General features: G+C 46.1%; 8 protein-coding genes. 4 read left to right on the top strand and 4 right to left on the bottom strand.

The annotated features are described in order from the left end of the window. Positions 1-37 precede the first annotated feature (37 nt). Positions 38-4,939 carry a plasmid replication protein, CyRepA1 family gene (locus HCG48_RS22540; protein WP_168571181.1) on the top strand — a complete coding sequence of 1,634 codons (4,902 nt, stop codon included), beginning with the start codon at positions 38-40 and terminating at the stop codon, positions 4,937-4,939. A 1,115-nt stretch (positions 4,940-6,054) separates the two neighbouring features. Here the strand turns inward: HCG48_RS22540 and HCG48_RS22535 are convergent. Further along, on the bottom strand, positions 6,055-7,092 hold the full coding sequence (locus HCG48_RS22535) for an IS630 family transposase (RefSeq protein WP_168571816.1): 1,038 nt from the start codon (positions 7,090-7,092) through the stop codon (positions 6,055-6,057). A 397-nt stretch (positions 7,093-7,489) separates the two neighbouring features. On the opposite strand from HCG48_RS22535, the gene HCG48_RS22530 reads away from it, so the two are divergent. After that, positions 7,490-7,813: a hypothetical protein gene (locus tag HCG48_RS22530; RefSeq protein ID WP_168571180.1), complete on the top strand. Its 324-nt coding sequence runs from the start codon at positions 7,490-7,492 to the stop codon at positions 7,811-7,813. A 969-nt stretch (positions 7,814-8,782) separates the two neighbouring features. Further along, positions 8,783-9,652 (top strand): DUF4114 domain-containing protein, encoded by an 870-nt coding sequence (locus HCG48_RS22525; protein ID WP_168571179.1) that lies wholly within the window; start codon positions 8,783-8,785, stop codon positions 9,650-9,652. A 79-nt stretch (positions 9,653-9,731) separates the two neighbouring features. On the opposite strand, the gene HCG48_RS22520 is transcribed toward HCG48_RS22525, so the two are convergent. Together HCG48_RS22520 and HCG48_RS22515 are read right to left on the bottom strand one after the other, a co-directional pair. After that, positions 9,732-10,268 carry a hypothetical protein gene (locus HCG48_RS22520; RefSeq protein WP_168571178.1) on the bottom strand — a complete coding sequence of 179 codons (537 nt, stop codon included), beginning with the start codon at positions 10,266-10,268 and terminating at the stop codon, positions 9,732-9,734. Between the two features lie 6 nt (positions 10,269-10,274). Continuing rightward, positions 10,275-10,511 (bottom strand): hypothetical protein, encoded by a 237-nt coding sequence (locus HCG48_RS22515; protein ID WP_168571177.1) that lies wholly within the window; start codon positions 10,509-10,511, stop codon positions 10,275-10,277. Between the two features lie 244 nt (positions 10,512-10,755). Here HCG48_RS22515 and HCG48_RS22510 point away from each other — a divergent pair, with 244 nt between their 5' ends. Continuing rightward, positions 10,756-14,334: a putative Ig domain-containing protein gene (locus HCG48_RS22510; RefSeq protein WP_168571176.1), complete on the top strand. Its 3,579-nt coding sequence runs from the start codon at positions 10,756-10,758 to the stop codon at positions 14,332-14,334. Here HCG48_RS22510 and HCG48_RS22505 read toward each other — a convergent pair. Then, positions 14,299-15,336, bottom strand: a complete 1,038-nt coding sequence (locus tag HCG48_RS22505; protein WP_168571816.1) for an IS630 family transposase — start codon at positions 15,334-15,336, stop codon at positions 14,299-14,301. The genes HCG48_RS22510 and HCG48_RS22505 overlap by 36 nt on opposite strands. Positions 15,337-15,856 lie beyond the last annotated feature (520 nt).

Below are 15,856 nucleotides of genomic sequence, written 5' to 3'. Positions count from 1 at the left end.
ACCTCACTAAGATGCCCGAGTGCTGTATAAAAAAACCATGGACACCACGCACAATGCAGGGACACTCGACCCCAATAGCGAACAAATTCTAGATCAAATTATTAATACTCTAGAGTTATCTGAGGGAGAATTTGCTCTAATTTTTGCGCGCTGCAACTTCAGGGACTTTCGACAGCAATCGATCCGCCGCTTGCAAGAAAAATCTCCTTTTCCTATTCTCGAAATTCCTCTAGAAAACCCGATCGCCGATCTGTACAATCCGATCGCGAGGGCGATCGCCGAAACCCCTGCCAAAGCAGTCATGGTTTATGGATTGGAAGAACTGACAGAAATTGAAGCAATTTTAAGTGCTACCAATCACGCGCGAGAACAGTTTCGGCAAAACTTTGCATTCCCTGTCATTATTTGGGTCAATGACGAAATTTCTAAACAGTTTACTCGGGTCATTAAAGATTTTAAAAGTTGGGGAATTAGTCTCAATTTTTCGATGAGCGACGATCGCCTGCTGCAATTTTTAAAAAATCGAGGAGAAAAAGGGTTTAAAATCATCATTGAAGGCGGGGAATTGATGTCCCCCGAGGAAATTTTTAGTCCCGTCGAACAACAAGAAATCAACTTTGCTGTCCAGGAATTAGAACGGCGCCGGGTGCAATGGTCTCCCGAGTTAAACGCCTGTCTCAATTTTATGGCAGGATGGCGCGCTTATCTGGGGGGAGAACTCGAACAAGCCTTGCAAGACTATCACAAAAGTTTGAGTTTTTGGCAGGGGGAAGCGATCGCCCTCACTCGTACCCAAGCTCTAGAAAGACAGGCGATCGCCCATTTTTATATTGCCGCCTGTCACCAGCGCCAAGCGCAGTGGAACGAAGCCAAACAGGCGATGCAAGCCTGTCTCGACACCCTCCAAATTGCCGGACGGGAAGATTTGAAACTCAAGTATGCCGTCGAACTCGGGGCGGTTTTGCAGCAGATGCAGGGGTGGGACGAGTTAGAAGCCTTCGCCCACCAGAAGTTAAGCGAACATCGCCAACATCCCGACCCGCTTCGGGAAGCCCGATATTACGGCTTTTTAGCAGAAGTAGCCTACCATCGGCAGCAGTGGACACAAGGGGGAAAGTGGGCGCAATCGGCCCTCGCCACCGTGGCCAAAATTGAGCCGTCCCCAGGGATGCCGCAGGCTTACTATTTATTGTTAATTGCGTTAAACTTGCAAGAATTAAAAGAGTGGGAAGGGGCGATCGCCGCTTTAGAACAAGCCCGGGAAATCGTCGGCATCGACACCGAGGCGACAACCGCCACCGAACGACGACCCGACTTCGACCCCGAGCTCTACATCAACCGCATCTTAGCCACCTTGCACCAACTGTACTACCAGCAGCAAGAGTACCGCAAAGCCTTTGCCATCAAGCAAATTCAACAACGCCTCGGTTATCAATACGGCTTGCTGGCATTCATCGGCGCCGGACAAGTGCAACCGCAACTGAGACAACGCGACCCAAGCGGCGACCTCGCCCCCACCTTCGCCCTTTCCGGGCGCCAGGACGATGTCGATTTTTTAATCAAAGATCGCCTCAGCCAAACCTCACATAAACTCGCGATCGTTTACGGACCCTCCGGCGTCGGCAAAAGTTCCCTATTGCACGCCGGACTCATCCCCCAATTCCACCTGCGCCCCCTCGGCGGTCGTTACGGGTTACCCGTGATGATTCGCAAGTACGATCGCTGGACAGAAGAGAAGCGCCAGGAATGGGAACGCCAGCAACGCATCAGGGTACAGGCTCAGAAACAGGAACAAGCCCGCAAGATTGAGGCAACTGATCGCCTAGAGGAGGCTTTTGCAGAACGTGATCGGCAATACCGCCAATACCTAAAATCTCGCCCACTGTCGGATAGACATTATCAAAATTTAAAAGCACGGGGATTGTCCGCAGAGGCGATCGAGCTTGGGTCATTTGGGAGTTCAGAGCGCGGCGGCATGATTTGCCCTGCCTTCTGGGGTGACAAAATTATCGGCTTCCAGTGGAGAAAAGACCCCTCTGGCTTTGGTCAAATCGCAGGCGGTAAGTACATTTGGAGCAAGTCGCCTCTCGACTCGAAGCTGCCAAACGGCGAGATGCCTATCACCGCATTGGGTACGGCAATCGACGGCATAGGCAACTTTTCCGAAGGCATCCTCAAGCCGGATATAGCCCAATCGTTGCGCTCAGGCTTATGGCTCGGTGCAGCCGGGGGGAATTTCCCCGCACTCATCACCCAGAAGGCCATCAAAGATTTTGGGATTAAAAAGGCCATCTTTTGGCCGGATGGGGGGAGCCGGGTTAATGCCCACGTCAAAGCATCTTACCGAAATTTAAAAGCCCTCTTAGATAAGGAAGGGATTGAGCTTCAGTTCGCTGACTGGGGTCAGTGGAACGATAAATCCCAGCCCGACTGCGATGAGTTGCCGGAAGGCACGGCGATCAAGCTCAAGCCCGCAGCCGAATTTTTTGGCCCCCTTCAAGAAGCCAACCCCAAGCGACACGAATTCACGGATGAAGAGAAGCAAGCATGGAAGGCTCAACAGCAGCGACAGCAATGGGAAAAATGCTACCAGTTCACGCCTGATCGCCTAATCCAAGGGGATTGGGTGGATCTAGATCCTGATGAGATTCTAGGGAAGATTACCGCAGTCCGGGCCGGGATGGGCGCGGGCAAAACCACCGCGCTTGTGAAGCTGGCATCAGCATTTAAGGGTAAGCATAAAATCCTTTACCTGGGGGTGTCAAACACTCTTCTGATCCAAACTGCTGAGAAAGTAAAGGGGCTGCACTTCCGCAGTGAGGATGATGAATTCTTCTTTGCACCCGACCCTTTAGGGCATCACCTTTTTTGTATCCAGTCTCTGCACCGCTTCAAGCCTCAGCACTTGGAGGATGCCATCATCGTACTGGATGAAGCCACAGCCATCATTCGAGAATTCGTGGATGGAAGCACCCTCACGTCCCGGCCATTGGCAGAGCAAAGATTTATCGAATCCAATTGGCATGATGCCCTACAGCACAGCAAGGCAATCGTTGCACTTGATGGATACTTGGGCGATCGCCACTGCGAATACCTACAGACAGTTGCACCCCATCTTGAGCTAACCAAAATCGCCAAACCAGTCACCCCCAAGACGCCGATCCATTTTCATCTAGGAAGTCTTGTCGAGGGTGACGTAAAGGCTGGAAACTTTAGCTCAATCCTTAAGCAGATTATCGAACTGGCGACACAGGGGAAACGATTCGCGATTGCGAGTGACTCCCAGAAAACTTGTGAGGCTCTTGACGAAACTCTCACGGCTATGGGCATTTTGGAGGGCTATCGGGTCGATTCGACGACAGTACCCGAGGATTGGATGAAGTCGATCCTAAAAGACCCAAATGAGGCGATATTGTCCAACAAAATCACCCGATTCATTTATTCCCCATCAGCCATGAGTGGGGTGGATATCTCGGTGCCTGATTGGTTTGATGCCCAGTTCTGCATTTTTCATGGGGTGCTTTCTGCTGACCTCCTGAGCCAAATGGTCTGGCGGATTCGTGACTGTTGCGAGCGTCATGTTTGGGTAAATCCTAAAGGATTAGGAGAGGGAGGGCAGTACACCCCCAGGGCGATCGAACGCACAATCCGGTTTGGTCTGGCTCAAAACCTCTGGGATTCCTTCGGGGAGGGGCACGGCACGTTCGACAATTGGCAGACCCAACTCAATTCCCCCGATTGCCGCCAAGCCTACTGGGAGCGGGCTAAGGCTAACTATGAAAAAGCCAATCTGCGAGAATGCTTGCGCTGGCTCTTAGAAGTCAACGGAAGCGAGGTAATTGAGGCAGCAGTTGAAGCCGATCCCGAGGCGCTGGCTCAATTCAAAAATGCCAAAGACGAAATCAAAGACAGGGAGGCGATCGGCGCTCATGAAGCCGACAACATTGACGATGATGAATTTACAAGATTGAAGAAAGGCTGCAACCGTGAGGACCGCCCCAAGGTGATCCGACATTCGATCCGGATGTCGCTCCCAGAAATTGACCTAGACCCGCAATGGTCCCCCGAGTTTATCCGCTGGTACTTGGAAAATAGGGATACCCGATCGCAGGCAAAACGGTGGTTTTTGTTCCAGCAGCAGGAAACCGCCAAATCTACCACCTCCGAATCTTGGATTAAGCGCGAAGGGTTTAGAGCCTATCAATTCCGCTCATATCTGGGGGAGGTGAGGGCTTTGGCTGAATTGGGCATTTTAGAGGTATTCAAAACACCTAAATCTAAAGATGACCCGGAAGTGCAGGCGATCGCTGACCGATGGAGAAAGGATCCGCAGATTCGGGCCCGACTAGGCGGAAGGATGCCCGCGCAGAATCCGATCCGATCCTTCAATTGGATCCTTGGATTATTCGGGATTCGCCTCCGATGTGCCCAACAACAGCGGGGCAAAAACAAAAAGAAAAATCTCTACCAAATCGACTATTCACTCTCGGAGACGGCCAACTGGAAAGCAGTAGCTAGGGCAGTAGCTAGAACGTATGCGGACAAAGGATTACAAGCCGCCAATGACTGTACCATTTTTGTGGGTGAACTATATAATCCAGTAGAAAATGGTACAGAATTTAATACAGCAAACAGCGCTATAGATACCCAACCCACCCCAGAATCCGAAACAATGGCAGACCCCGAACCCATGACTGAAGTCGCCTCCGATGCCGAAACCTGGAAGGGGAAATGGTTTACGATCGCCCCTGACGCCACCAACCCTAGGCCCGACTGGGGGCAGTGGGTAGGCCGTGCTGACGGGGAACCCTTCCAAAATCCTTACAGGCGTAATGAATGGCACGTAATTATCCGAGTGCCGGATATGGGAACGGTTACTGTTCCGGCTCATAGCGTTGAGATCGCCTGTACGGAGGCTGTGGCGGTTTCTACCGCATGAAACTAAAACCTATCAACCCGCTAAACTTCGGGTAATTCCTCTCTTCCTACTCGCTCTTTGAAATCAAGAACATGAAAATTAAACTAGGCTTGAGGGTAGCCATTGCGATCGCAAGAGGGTCACCCTGCAAGCAAACGAGACTCCAGCATCGGTGGCGCGAGGAAGCGGGAAAACCCCCAGCTTCGATAAACTCACGGTAGCGATCTCACAGTTCCATCACCTGCGAAAAAGCGGCACCGGCATCCGCATCTGCTTTGTTTCGTAGGGCGCTCTTGAACCGCGTCCGCATGAGCGGTTTTGCCATGATTCGACTCGTAAACAGGTTATGGGCAAGAGTGTAAAACTCGTACTCCAGGTTTTCACATGAAGGGGCTGGGTTGATAAAAGTTGATTTTTTTCGGTTATTTTCCCAGGCAACCGCTACCCCCGCCACTGCCGTAACGGGGCAATGTTAGTTGACGAATGTTGACGTTTTTCAGCATTTTTAGAAGGCGATCGCAAAAGCGAGTGGATTGCCCAGGATGCTTGCGTGGTGGGACGCGAGCAATGCCAGCCCACCTCGAAGCCCCGCTCGGACTCCAATCGAAGCGCTCGCACTGAAAAAAACCATCTGGCAACTCACTGAACTCCGGTCGTGAATGCGCTCAAGTCTTAAACACCACCACGCGACCAATGGAGTGGCGCTTGCGTTCACTGGCAACCTAAAGTCTTAGATTTGATTGCTGATCGCCACTCTACTGCTGACTGTTAACCCACCGACCCCGCTTTATAGGCGGGGTCAATGCCAGTGTGGGGTGCGCTCGGGCTATTGTCGGCTGACCCTGGTGCAGTGCGCTGTGCTCGGCAACAATTATGGGGGGGAGGTGACGAGATCGAAATTTTGACGAAGCCCGGGAGCGCATTCGCTTTTACCGAGAAAAAAACAGTTCGCCGCCCAAATCTACAACTCGCCCAGACCGGAGAGCGCCTGCCTCAATCCCTAAACTGCCAACGAAAGGCAGGTTGGCGATCGCCTGCCTCAATCCCTAAACTGCCAACGAAAGGCAGGTTAGCGATCGTATCGGTTGCCACATTATTTGTCGCCGTTGACAGATTAATGTCGCTATATAGCAATCCTAAGTCATTTGTGGCAAAAATCCATAAGAATATAGCTTAGGGAAATCAAAAACTTGGCCATCAGCAAATATCTTGAATAGCTCTTTAACTCTTTTAAATGAATCACATAAAAAATAAAATGTTCTCAAGAAATTTTTAGTTTGCAGCCAAATATCTTCAACTGGATTTTGCTCGGGAGCATTCGGAGCAAACTTCGTACAAGTAATCAACCATTCATCTTCTTCTAAGCCTTCATTTAGCTCTTTTAAAAAATCTCGAAATTGTTGAGAGTCGTGATACCTGGCACCATCCCAAAAAATGGCTAATTTTTGTCCCGGTCTTTGTTCTCGTAAGTATTGTATAAACTGAATGGTATTGTCGGTATCGGCTTTCGGGTATTCTTGAAGAATAAATTCATGAGTTTGGTAATCTAAAGCGCCATAATAACTTTGGCGACTTTTTTGGTTTTTAATGGGAATTTCGACTCTTATATCTTTTCTTCCCCAAACAAAACCCAAGACGTCTCCCCAAAGAAGATGACATTCATCAATCATAAACACAGCAAGCTTTCCAGCTTTGATATCCTCTTCCCAGTCCTTAAGCTTCTTTTGAATTTCTTCTTCTTTTTTTTTGACTAGCTTTTCATCTTTGGCTGGATTCTTTTTTTGCGACTTTTTCCAGCTCATGCCAGCCGCTTTCAGCAAGTCATAATAACTTTGATTTGAAGAATAAATCACGTTGTATTCTTGCTGCAAATATCGTTTTAAGTCAGACAATCTCAAATACTCTTGTTGTCTTATCCATGAAGTGATTTGTGTTTTTTCTTCCGGTTTTAGATAGCCTTTACTTCCTTTGTATTGAAGATTCAAACTCTCAACACCCTCAAAAATTGCTTTATTTTTCCATTGACTAACGAAGCTCGAAGAAACATTTAATATTTCTTCAATTTTCTTAGAGGGTTGACCAGATAATTTCATTTTGGCTGCCAATGCTCTCTTCATTTCTTTGGTATTTGTGGTATTTTCAATGAAATTATCTAGCTCGTCTATGATATTCATGAGGTCTGTCTGATATTGAGAATCTTCCGTGTATATTATAACAAAAAAAGCTTCCATGAATCATTTAGGACTGCTATAGCATCAATCAGTTTGTCGGTGCTTCTCCCACGGTTTCGGCAGTTATCTGATTAATGATTAAACAGTTGCCGATGGCGCAGAAGAAGCCTACTTACAATCGCTTGCCAATACCTTTTACAAGAAACGACATCTAATTGGTCAAAATTACAAAAGACGACATTTAATTTGTCAAGCCTAGTTTGGGGTGGGTCCTCGTGTAAAAATAGCCTGAACCTTTATGCACAGAGGGATTGCTGTCTATCAAGTTCAGCGATATTAATTTGGCAAGACGACATTTAATTTAGCAGCTGACTTCAATCGCAATCATCTCCCCACTCCCATGTTGCGATCGCTGGTGCGGATTCTGGCTGGCAAGGTCAAGGTGGCGACTCCCACCGACCAGCTAACATCAACCGAACTGACTTCCCACGAACTGCTGAAATTGGCCCACGCTTTGTTTCTCAAACTGGCGGCTGAAGGGCTGGATAAGGCTGAGTTGCGAGGATTCATCAAGCGCCGCTATGGGAAACCTACTAAATTCGCAATGACCCGAGAAGAGTTGGAGGATTTGCTCCGGCTGTTAAAGCTGTATGGTCCGGCTATCTGCTCTCGGGTAACCGGCGAGTTCGACCCGCCGACACAGATCCAGCTAGATTTTTGGTGATTCCTTTCCACGGTTGCCACCCCTGTTGCGAGGCTCAACCAAAATCGCTGAACCCACCCAAACTCGTCGGGAGCCTCGCAGCCTTACAGCGCAAGGGTTGCTCCATTTTTATGCGATGGCGATCGCTCTGTCTTGTCCGAATGCGTTGTGGCAGTTTATCCAAAAGTCTCCGATTATTTTTGGCCCGACTTGTGTTCAACCCATCCATGCTTGCCTTATCTGGGGAAGGAAGGATTTGGGAAACTGGCTTGACCTCTAATCGCGCTCTTGTCGTCCAAGCTGATTGCGATCGCCTAACACAAGCTGCTGTTTTCAGTTCCTGCCGGTATAGTTGCTGGCAATCAGGGATGGGGAGCATCGCGGGCAAAGAAAAACTGAAACTGCCTACTAACAAGCACACTGATGTGGGATCGGGTATGGCGATCCGAAGCGAACCTCGCGCTCGCAACTGGAATCGTTCCTGAACGGGAGCGACGCCCCTGGCGCTACCCTCACCAACTTTTTCGCTTTGGTTGTGGCTCCCTCATCAACCCCTCCAACTCCACCGTCCCGATTAAATCCCCCTTCCCTCACTACTCCTGTATTCTGTATAACCAAATCAGTATTCTTACTCAAAAACAATGTTTTTCCCAGGCAAAAACAGTTTTTCGTCACTTTTTTTGCATTAATTTACAAGGATTAAAATTCATTCAAAAGCCCATTCTATAAAGAAAGATTGTATCAAATTAATTGCTAAACCTAAGTAAAATTAAGTAAAACTAAGTAAAAATACTGAAAAGTTTACACAGCCTAGGCAAAAACTTCCCCAAAAAAACTTAAAAACTTCAGTAAAAGTGCGGATAGGGAAATTGCATAGAGTTGTTAAATTAGTTTTCAAGTTTTTTAAAATTCGCTTAGAGCATCCTACTTTTTACAAAAAAAGCCAGGACGCAGCACCATCTAAACTACAAGCACGGATGGAAACTCGTCATGCAAATTTTAAACAATGAATCGTTATTTCCTGACTCGCAGGGAGACCCCTTAATATCCGGGTTAGTTGACAATCCCGTAGACCCATTTAACAACCCAATAAAGCCATTAGAATCTCCGCCAACTGGTAGCGAGTTATTCCCAATAAACTCTCAATATGGAGTTGAGGACACCTCGCTGACCGACGGAGTATCAGTTAATAATATTGAGTCGAGCATACTCCCCAGTTCAGATAACAACTCTCCAATAGATCCCCTCACCGGCGAAGCACTTCCATCCGTCCAAAATACCGACTTCACATCTGGAATATTTGTCGTAGGCAATACTGGACAAGTCAACATCGAATTCCTCTACGATGGTGGTGCTTACCAAAGTGAAATTGGTATCTTCAGTTTAACCGGGATGGAAGAATTTGTCCCGGGAAGTGCAGAATTTATTAAAGAAGCTGCCAAAAGAGCGCTAAGTCATTCCGAACAAGGTTATATCGTCATCTCTGACGCCAATGAAGCCGCCAAATTTACCGGAGATTTAGAAGAAGCCACCAATTTTAATTGGGGAAAACACGAAGGAAACAAAACCTTCTTGATGCAGCCTGGAGATAAATTTGGCATCATCCTTGTTCCCAATGGGACAATCGAAGAAGTTCAAGAAAATCCGGAATTGACTGGGAACAAACGACCTTTATTTTCCCTCGCCACCGCCAACCCAGAAGATGCCTTTCATGTGGGACAAATTGCTGATGTCACCGGAGAGGGCAATTTGTTTGTCATGGAAGACTTGCGAGTTGATGTGGGAAGCGATCTCGACTACAATGACCTCATCTTTTCCTATTTGGAGCTACCGGAACCGCCACAGTCCTTGATGAATTAATTAATCCTAATTTAGACTGGCGCACGACTCCCAGCGGACAAGAAATAATCACCTACGTCCAAGAACAATCCGCTTTACTTCAATCGACCCCAGAAAGCGCTTCAGACGAAGTTTCAGAAACAATTGACGGGTTAGAACCGAATGGTGATGAAATAGCGGCGGACGATTCAACCGTAGAGTCAAACCTTGACATTGATAGCACTGACAACGGGGTAGAATCTACCTCAATTCCCGAAGAAACTGAATCAGAAACTCTCCTATCTGATGAGACAACAGTTGAGCCGACTGAATTCACTTCAATTCCTGAAGAAACTGAATCGTCCATTCTCTTACCGGACGACCCCAACAACGGAGTAGAATCCACGTCAGTTTCAACCGAAACCTCACCGTCAATCCTTAGCGACTCCGATACATCCAATTTAACAGAATCCAGTTCGATTTCAACTGAAACATCCGAACCGACCGAATCTCCTGATGAAACTTCAACGGTATCAGACTCCGACACAGTTGAAGCGACAGAATCCAACTTAGAAACTTCCTCCTCAATCCAGTCCAACTCCGATACAGTTGATTCGACAGAATTTGCGGATGAAAGCAGCGAAGAAGAAACATCCAATGCTCTTCAATCGGATGAGGATATACTGGCTGAATCTCCTGCCTCGTCCGACTCAGCAACCACCCCTGCTAGTGCAGAAGAGACCCCAGATTCAGAAGAATCTTCACTCGATTCAACCGAAACAAATTCCTCATCTTTAACCACAGATGACACAGATTTCAACTCAGATGAGGATGAACCTCTCGATTTAGCTGAAGAAGACTTAGTAGCCTCGACAACTTCATCAGCTTCAACCGAATTCATTATCGATCCCACTTCAGGACCCAACTCATCTCAAACCGAATCGTCCGCAATTAAACCCTCCGCTCCACCCGCTACATCCAATCCAACCGAATCTACATCAGATTCCGGAGAAACTGCATCAGTTGTTCTAGAAGATAACGACTCCCCATCCGACAGCAACTCCCTCACCATCAACGTTGTTGCTCAAACCGTACCTACTGAAATCGAACCAACCTTCCCCAACTTCTCCCAAGGGGTTTTCCAAGTGGGAGAAACTGGCTCTATTAACATCGAATACATCTTCGATGGCGGCTATTATCAAGGCACTGTCGGTTTGTTCAATATGGCTGGACTCTCGGAATATGAATGGGGGTCTGCTGAATTCTTCCAAGAAATCGCTAGACGTTCTCTCTCCAATTCCGACGAAGGTTATGTTCTGATATCCGACTCCACAGAAGCGGCTAAACTCGATGGAAAATTGGAAGCTTACAATTGGAATCGTGGCATCAAATCAGGAGAGAAAACTTTCTCTTTACCGGAAGGAACAGAATTTGGCTTAATTTTAATTCCTGACGGCACCCTCCAAGAACTCTTTGACAATCCGCAAGTTACTGGCAGCAAAAAACCCTTCCTTTCGTTAACTCCCAGTGACCCGGAACGAGCGTTGCATCAACCTCAACTCGTTGATGTCACTGGAGATGGGAACTTATTTGCCTGGGAAGATTTACGGTTGCCTGGAGGGGATGCCGACTTTAACGATATCACCTTCAAAATGTCAGCTGCAACCGGAATCGTGACTAACCTGGATGAAGTGATTGCTCCCGATTCAGATTGGCGCAATTCTGAAATTGGACAGCAAATCGTTTCTTACGCAGAACAGAACAACCAGTCTCCCATCATCACCGCAAAACTTGCAGAAGATACTGGCATATCCGATAGCGATCGCAAAACCTACAACCCGACTATTACTGGCACTCTCACCAACCCTCTCCACATTGTTAGTTTTACTGCCAGTTTTGACAACTCTTCCTTCATCAACATTGACTCGCAACTTTTAGAAACCGGCGACTTTACCCTCACCCCTTCCCAACTTGCCACCATTTACGGCGATTCACTCCCCGATGGCTCTCACACATTATACTTGCAGGCCATTGACGAATGGGGAAACATTACCGAGTACCAGTATGACTTTACCCTAGATACCACCGCGCCTCCGCTGACATTTGACTTAGACCCCGCATCCGACACCGATATCCCTGGCGACGCTCAAACCGCTGCATCACCTGTAACCCTGACAGGGACGACAGAACCCAATGCTACCGTCACTTTAATCGAAACCGGCACAACCGTCACGGCGGATACAACGGGACAATTCTCTTTTGCAGGAATTGACCTTACTGTTGGGGAAAATTCCTTTACCATTCAAACCCTTGACGACGCAGGCAATTCCACCGTTACCAGTCGCATCATTACTCGCACAGAAGTTAGCAATGTTGATGATATCGTTTTGGTAGAAGGGGAAAACTTTTCAGTCAGTCATCGAGAAGAATTGACTATTCCACAGACTTCTTCTCAGTTAGTCTTTACATTGGCTGCACTCAATTTCGACAGGAGCGATAGTAATGCAATTAACGATGCGTTTGAAGTCGCTCTTTTGGATGCAGAAGGGAATTCTTTGGTGCATACCATTGGTTCGGGAGATGCTTTCTTTAATTTAACCGAAGGGGAAGAACCGAAATTAGCCGCTGGCGTTGAATATAATGAAAGTACGGGTACGGTGACGCTCAATTTGAATGGGGTGAGTCCGGGAAGTGCTAATTTAGTATTGCGATTGGTGAATGGCGATCGCGACACGACTACCTCAGTCAGCATCCGCAACCTGAACTTGGTGGGAAGCACTCAGCAACAACCGCCAGTCAGTAGCGGTGAAGACAATCATCGCAGTCAGCCGATTGAGTTAGCCGAGTTTGGCAAGCTGACTGATATTACGCCTTCAAACCCCTTAGAATACAGAAGCACCCGCTTTGATGAAAGTAGCAACGAACTGTATGCGGAAGTTGCCATTCGCAATGAAGGCAATTATAGCGTAGATGGGCCTTTATTGGTGGCGGTTTCTAATATCAGTGACCCCACAGTTTTACTGCGCAACCCAGATGGATTTACCCCAGAAGGAGTGCCGTATTATAATTTCTCTGAATTGGCCGAGGATGGAAAGTTAGACCCGACTGAAATAACTGAGTTGGGTTCGCTAACCTTCTTCAACCCCAATCGAGTTCAATTTACTTATGAATTGGCGGTACTTGGACAGTTAAATGCTGACCCGGTTATCGAAAGCAAACCGCCACTAGAAGCGATTGGAGGGAATTCTTATCGGTATGAAGTTATTGCCAAAGATGCGAATAATGATGGGTTGAGTTATTCGTTATTATCAGCTCCCAATGGGATGATAATTGACTCAGAAACTGGGGTGATAACTTGGGAGACGACGGTTGAGGAGATTGGAACTCATGCTGTTGTTGTAGAGGTAGTGGATTCTCGTGGGGGGAAAGACGTTCAAAGCTTTACCCTGTCAGTGACGGAAATTCCGCCGAATCGACCCCCTATATTCACGTCCACGCCGGTGGTGGATGCTTATATCAATCAACCGTATCGCTATCAAATTAGTGCTACTGACCCAGATAGGGATAAACTGACTTTTTCTGTTATGAATGCGCCCGAAGGAATGAGTTTTGATTCCGAAACTCAAACCTTAACTTGGCAACCCAATACCCAACAACTAGGCTTACAGAAAGTAACGCTGAATGCCGAAGATGGCAGGGGTGGAAAAGTAACGCAATCCTTCAATATTTTAATCCAAGAAAAGCCTGGGAACTACGCACCAATTATTATTAGCGAACCCTCACAACGAGTCAATGTGGGGAGCGATTATCTTTATTCAGTCCGAGCGCTCGACCCTGAAAACGACCAACTGACTTATTCCTTGGTGAATCCTCCCGATGGAATGACGGTTGACCCAATTACTGGAGAAATTCGTTGGAACGACTTAACCGATGACAATGTGGGAGAATATGAGATTGCGGTTGAGGTGCAAGATACTCAGGGTGGAATTGATACTCAGATTTTTCAATTGAGTGTTGCCCACCAGACGGATTTAGGGGAAATTCGCGGAATTAAATGGTTAGATTCTAATAAAAACAGTGTTTTCGACCCAGAAGAAAGTGGACTAGCTGGAGTAGAAATTTATTTAGATTTGAATAATAATGGAAGGTTAGATGTTGAGGAACCAAGCACAAAAACAAGTACAGATAATCCCGCCACTCCTTTAACAGACGAAACCGGCTCCTATCAATTTACCAATTTGACAGCGGATACCTATACGATTCGAGAAATAGTTCCCTCTAGTTTAGAACAAACCTTTCCTTTATTAAGTCCGGCGATCGGTGAAAACTTAATTCAGAATGGGAGTTTTGAAAGAGGACCAGCCCCGAAAAATTCATGGACAATAGTAAGATATAATTCGACTACACTTGAAGGCTGGGACGTGATGCTGAGGTCGGTCGATCATTGTGGTACAGGTTTATGGCAAGCCTCTGATGGTGATTATAGTATTGACCTTGATGGTACACCAGGTCCGGGGGGAATTAAACAAACGATTAACACTATTCCTGGCGAAGATTACCTCGTAACTTTTGACTTATCAGCTCATGGTTTTCTTGCTGCAGGAAGCGAAAGACCAATGACTGTAACCGCAGCTGGTCAGTCGGCAGAATTTGTAGGGATTGGTAGTGGCAATAAAAATATAGCAATCCTAAGTCATTTGTGGCAAAAATCCATAAGAATATAGCTTAGGGAAATCAAAAACTTGGCCATCAGCAAATATCTTGAATAGCTCTTTAACTCTTTTAAATGAATCACATAAAAAATAAAATGTTCTCAAGAAATTTTTAGTTTGCAGCCAAATATCTTCAACTGGATTTTGCTCGGGAGCATTCGGAGCAAACTTCGTACAAGTAATCAACCATTCATCTTCTTCTAAGCCTTCATTTAGCTCTTTTAAAAAATCTCGAAATTGTTGAGAGTCGTGATACCTGGCACCATCCCAAAAAATGGCTAATTTTTGTCCCGGTCTTTGTTCTCGTAAGTATTGTATAAACTGAATGGTATTGTCGGTATCGGCTTTCGGGTATTCTTGAAGAATAAATTCATGAGTTTGGTAATCTAAAGCGCCATAATAACTTTGGCGACTTTTTTGGTTTTTAATGGGAATTTCGACTCTTATATCTTTTCTTCCCCAAACAAAACCCAAGACGTCTCCCCAAAGAAGATGACATTCATCAATCATAAACACAGCAAGCTTTCCAGCTTTGATATCCTCTTCCCAGTCCTTAAGCTTCTTTTGAATTTCTTCTTCTTTTTTTTTGACTAGCTTTTCATCTTTGGCTGGATTCTTTTTTTGCGACTTTTTCCAGCTCATGCCAGCCGCTTTCAGCAAGTCATAATAACTTTGATTTGAAGAATAAATCACGTTGTATTCTTGCTGCAAATATCGTTTTAAGTCAGACAATCTCAAATACTCTTGTTGTCTTATCCATGAAGTGATTTGTGTTTTTTCTTCCGGTTTTAGATAGCCTTTACTTCCTTTGTATTGAAGATTCAAACTCTCAACACCCTCAAAAATTGCTTTATTTTTCCATTGACTAACGAAGCTCGAAGAAACATTTAATATTTCTTCAATTTTCTTAGAGGGTTGACCAGATAATTTCATTTTGGCTGCCAATGCTCTCTTCATTTCTTTGGTATTTGTGGTATTTTCAATGAAATTATCTAGCTCGTCTATGATATTCATGAGGTCTGTCTGATATTGAGAATCTTCCGTGTATATTATAACAAAAAAAGCTTCCATGAATCATTTAGGACTGCTATATAGCAATCCTAAATGATTTGTAACCTATGTAGGGAGCAAGATGCTCCCACTCCCAGGGGTTTCAGGTGGATCGCCCTGACTCGACTGATTTAGGAATGCTATAATATGCAGTATCAACCCCAAACTTGGCAGTTTACTGCTAACAGTAACAATACAACAATTGAGTTTTATTCTACAGTAGGAGATAGTTATGGAGCGGTAATTGATAACATTAAAGTCACTCAGATTCTTGGATTAGAGCGTGCTCATACAGTTAAATTAGAATCGGGTCAAGTTGTAGAAAATATCAACTTTGGCAATGGCGAACGTGAGAACCCCCCTTCTAACCTACCTCCTAGTTTCACCAGCACTCCGCCCACTGAGATTTTTGAGTCAAGTTTCTTTCGGTATAACGCTATAGCAAAGGATCCCAATGCTGATAATTTAGTTTATGATTTACCGT

The organism is Oxynema aestuarii AP17 (assembly GCF_012295525.1).
GTDB classification, from domain to species: Bacteria; Cyanobacteriota; Cyanobacteriia; order Cyanobacteriales; family Laspinemataceae; genus Oxynema; species Oxynema aestuarii.
The sequence above is the reverse complement of the archived record's forward strand: the minus strand, read 5'-3'. Positions and strand labels throughout refer to the sequence as shown.